The organism is Lamprobacter sp., assembly GCF_034860625.1.
Lineage (GTDB): Bacteria > Pseudomonadota > Gammaproteobacteria > Chromatiales > Chromatiaceae > Lamprobacter.
In genome coordinates this window covers 1-4,055 of record NZ_JAYESN010000256.1, presented here as the reverse complement: position 1 = coordinate 4,055, position 4,055 = coordinate 1, and the positions used below count along the sequence as shown (strand labels likewise).

The window sequence follows — 4,055 nt, the reverse complement described above, 5'->3', positions numbered from 1 at the left end:
CGATCCGTCGCACTGGCACTCGACGAATACTCAAAGCCAAGCGCCCGCTGCTCGAACGACTCACCACTCTGCGAGGCCGAGCGCGTCGCCGACTGCCCCAGACTCTGCATGAACTGCTGCGACGATTGCCTCAGCGCCTGCTCGGTGCGCGCCACCTCCCGGCTCGCCTGCGTACCCATCTCGAAACGCGGCAGCACATTCTCCGCCCCCAGCGCCGTGGTGCCGGCATAGGGCGTACTCTGAAACCCGGAACTGATCGCCAAGGCCGGCGCTGTGGTCATCACTGGCGGTGCCAGGTTGCCTTCGGCGATCTGGTCACTGCCTTGCAGTCGCCCGGCCAAAGGCGTCGCGGTGATGGCGCTGCCATAGATCAGCATCAGCGCAATCGCCGGTGTCGCCGCCGCCAACATACCACCGGTGGCCAGATAATCCTGCAGGATCTGATCGAGCTGCATCAGCCCGTAGAACGAAAACGGGTCCAGATTCGCCGTATTGGCCAAGGCATCCAGATCCCGTCCCGCCGCCATCAGCAGATACAGATTGGTGATCGCCAGCACCGGCAGCCAGAGCTGGGTCCAGAGCGCAAACAGCAGCCACTTGCCGGCCAGGCTGATCCCAAACGGCCCGAGCGCAATGGCAAAACCCATCAAGGGCGCCACCGCATAGATGAAGCCCTCGAAGAAGGTCAGCATCGGACGCACGATGTTCAGGAACAGCGCCTGCTCAGCCGCCCACTGCGCGTTGCGCTGGGCGATCGCCTGTTGCACCGTGGTCGCTGCTGACCACTGCAGCCGGTTCTCGTGGGTGAGCACGATGCCCTTCTCCAGCCAGCCGAGTGCCGCTGACATCAGCATCAACTGCTGCGCATCGCGTCCAGCACCGGCTAGGGCATCGAGCGCGTTGTTCAGCTTGGCATCAACATCGGTGACACTGGCGACACCGAAACGGGCCTGTAGCGTCTCCTTGAGCGCAGGGATGAAGGACGATGGCAGCAAGGTCTCGATCCGCCGCCAAGCCTGATCGCAGGGCAAGGTCACCGCGCGGCCGGCCTCGATGAACACCGTGGTGAAGGCCACATTACTACTGGCCAGCGCCGTAGTCAGATCCGGCGCCTTCATCACCGCATCCAGGGTCCGGCGCTGGGTATCGACATCGGCCAGCACACAGTCGGCGACATAGCTGACCAATGTCCGCTCGACGTCCGACCCCGGCACCGGCTCATTGGCCGCGCCCAGGGTGGCTCTGGAGAGCGTCGCCTTACGCACACTGGTCAGCGTCTGCAGCGCATCGGCAAAGCCATGCTCGGTCATCGCCGGGGTGGCAAAGGCCTGCTCCATCAGTCGGGTCACCCCATAACCGACATTGGACAAAGCCGAGCCGACCGCGGCCGGTCCGACCGGGACGTTGTCCACCACCCGCACCGCGCCACTATAACCATCCTCGATGGTCACCGAGACCGAGGCCCCAAAGGCCAGCAGATAGACCAACAGCGCGATGAAGAAGCGCCCGATCTGCAGCGTCTGTTGGACCAAGCCCTGGAACAGACCGATGATCACACCCACAGCCAATCCAACGGCGATCAGCTGGCGGAAATCGCCCGTGCCGGTCAGCGCCGCCACCGCATTGAGGATCTGGGTCAGAAAGGCGGCATCGCCAATGGAGTAGATCTCGAACATGGCGTGCCTCCTAATGTTCCGGCGTCAGCCGACCGCCCCGAGCCTGCTCGACGCTCAAATAGGGCGTCGCCTTGGCCGAGCGCAGCAGGTCGGTGTAATAGGCCAGCTGCTCGTGGGCGGACCCGTATTGGGCGCTGACCACCTCGACCTCGGTGCGCATCTCAGCGCGGGCCTCCGCGATCTGCTCGCGCAACAGCCGCGCATAGGCGTTGTCGGTCATCGTCGTCGAGACGCTGACCGCGCGCGCCATGTCATGCAGCATCAGCTGAACGAGTTCCAAAGCGATCACCGGCGCCGCCTGCTCGGCGAACAGCACCGCCGTGCCTTCATCGGTGCGGGCCAGATTGGCCACCGCCCCGCCCAAGCCATTTGGGGCCTGCTGCATGAAGGCGCGCTCATCGGCGGAGAAGTCATCGGTGCCGAGACGGAACTTGGCGATCAGGCCGGGACTCCCGGCATCGCCGATCAGCAGGTTCCGCACCCGGCTGATCATGCCTTCCAGACTGAGGGTCTGGATGGTTGGCGCCAGACAGCCGTCGGCATCGCGGCTGGGTGCGCAGCGGTAGACCCGAACGTCTGAGCTATCCGTGGTCCCATGCAGCAGATCACGCAGGGTCAGGATCGCCGGTAACGGGGTGATGCGGTTGTTACTGCCTTGCCCGTCCGGGCTGGTTTCCAGCGGACCGACGATGACACTGCCGGTGACCGACATCAGCGCCTCGAGCAGGGCGTCATCGCCACTGCCGAACCAGCTGGCCACGCCTTCGGTCTTCAAGGCCCGCCAGACCAGATTGCCTTGCAGCACGGTCCTCGCGTAGTCCGGATCAGCCCGCTGGACCTGGGCGATGGGGTCCTCACCTGTCACCGAGGACCAGCTCTCGAAGACATCACCGAGACCCCGGACCAGGGACGCCTCGGAGTGCTTTATCTTGTGCTGGGTGTCGAAGGCATCGACCACATCGTTGACCACGCCTTGCCCCAACTGACAGGAATTGGCGAACAGGCTGTTCAGGGCCTGGATCTTTTTCTGCAGCGAGTCCATCACCTGGCCGCAGTTCTGGCACATCGAATCCAGGGCCAGCTTGAAGGCGTAGGTCCCGGCATTCGACGCGATGGAGCGAAACAGCTGGGTCAGCTGATCACGGGAGATGAACGAGAAGCTGCCGGCGAACAGGTCGATGCCGCCACAGCCGGCCTCGAAGCTCGGTGGTACGACGTTGACCAGGTTGGTGTTCATCAGCCGATTGCGCGCCACCACCGAGCCACCGGAGAGCACCCCACGGCGCTGGCCCAGATGGGCGGTCGGATCGGTGACGTTGACCAGGCTGTTGAACATCGTATCCAGCTCGCCGGCCAGGTCGGCCTGGGCCGGGATCGGGACGCTCAAGACCAGCGTGGTGAACAACGAGGAGACGAGAAGCGGGACAGCGCGCATTAGGGGGTTCCAGGAGTAGGAGTCAGAGGCGGAAGCGATGGAAGGACGGCGCGCGAGCGCAAACGCTCGAGCAGCTGATCGGGGTCGTCGATCCGTTCAGCATCCTGGAGCGGCGTGCCGTCGAGACGCAGGTCGGTGATCCGTGCACGGGTGCGTTCACGCCAGTGCGCAGGAATCCAGCCGGCCTCGGTGGCGGCATTCACCAGGCGCTCCTGCAGTTCGGCGAGTGAGAGCACGCCCTGGGCGATGGGGACCACGCCATCGGGTGGCCGGACCAGGAACAGCGCCGGAGTAGAGACGACGCCAAGGGTCTTGGCTTGGCCGGCATCGGTAGCGAAGCTCGGGAAGAAGCCGCCTGGCAAGGATCTGCCATCGAGCGCGATCGCCCGCACCGACAGCCCATAACGGCTGGTCAACAGGTTGAGCAGCGGCGCCTGCGCCTCGCAGTAGGGACAGTCAGCACGGTAGAAGAACCAGAGGCCGGCCTGCTCGGCGATCAGGTTCAGTGCCGCTTCCCGGGCGACACCGGCCTCGCGGTTGGCCAGGTTGGCGGCAAAGGTGGCAAGCGGTCGGCGGGTGGTCTCATCGAGCAGCGGATCAGCCCAGACCGCGCGTTGGGTGGCCTCGGCGAAGCGCTCGGCCTTGTCGAGCACCAGGCGCTGCAGATAGAGATAGAGGGCGACGTTGTTCGGCGAGGGATCATCGATCGCCTGATCACGGTAGCGCTCGAGGTTCTCGCGCAGCCAGGCGGCGGAGAGTGGCGCGGGGCCGCTGGTGGCACTGGGGGCTGGCTCAGCGGGTGGTGATGGCTGGGCCAGCGGTGGCGGTGGCTCGGGTACGGGGGCCGGCTCTGGTTGCGGTTGCGGTTCCGGCTCAGGGATCTCAGGCTCAGGCGGCTCCTCGGCGTACCAGAACCAGCCTTCGGCACTGCGCTCGTAGAAGCG

The 4,055-nt window shown here is 65.2% G+C and carries 3 protein-coding genes; all 3 read right to left on the bottom strand.

Annotated features, from left to right (window positions below; genetic code table 11):
- A partial coding sequence (locus tag VBE63_RS25505) for a conjugal transfer protein TraG N-terminal domain-containing protein (protein WP_323685810.1) occupies window positions 1-1,676 on the bottom strand: 1,676 nt, incomplete at its 3' end.
- Window positions 1,677-1,686: 10 nt separating this feature from the next.
- Window positions 1,687-3,111 carry a conjugal transfer protein TraH gene (locus VBE63_RS25500; RefSeq protein ID WP_323685809.1) on the bottom strand — a complete coding sequence of 475 codons (1,425 nt, stop codon included), beginning with the start codon at window positions 3,109-3,111 and terminating at the stop codon, window positions 1,687-1,689.
- A partial coding sequence (locus tag VBE63_RS25495; protein ID WP_323685808.1) for a conjugal transfer protein TraF occupies window positions 3,111-4,055 on the bottom strand: 945 nt, incomplete at its 5' end. The genes VBE63_RS25495 and VBE63_RS25500, both read right to left, overlap by 1 nt.

Bases quoted from the DNA above. Each gene is read 5' to 3' on its own strand.
- VBE63_RS25500 (WP_323685809.1), bottom strand. From the start codon at position 3,111: ATGCGCGCTGTCCCGCTTCTCGTCTCCTCGTTGTTCACCACGCTGGTC.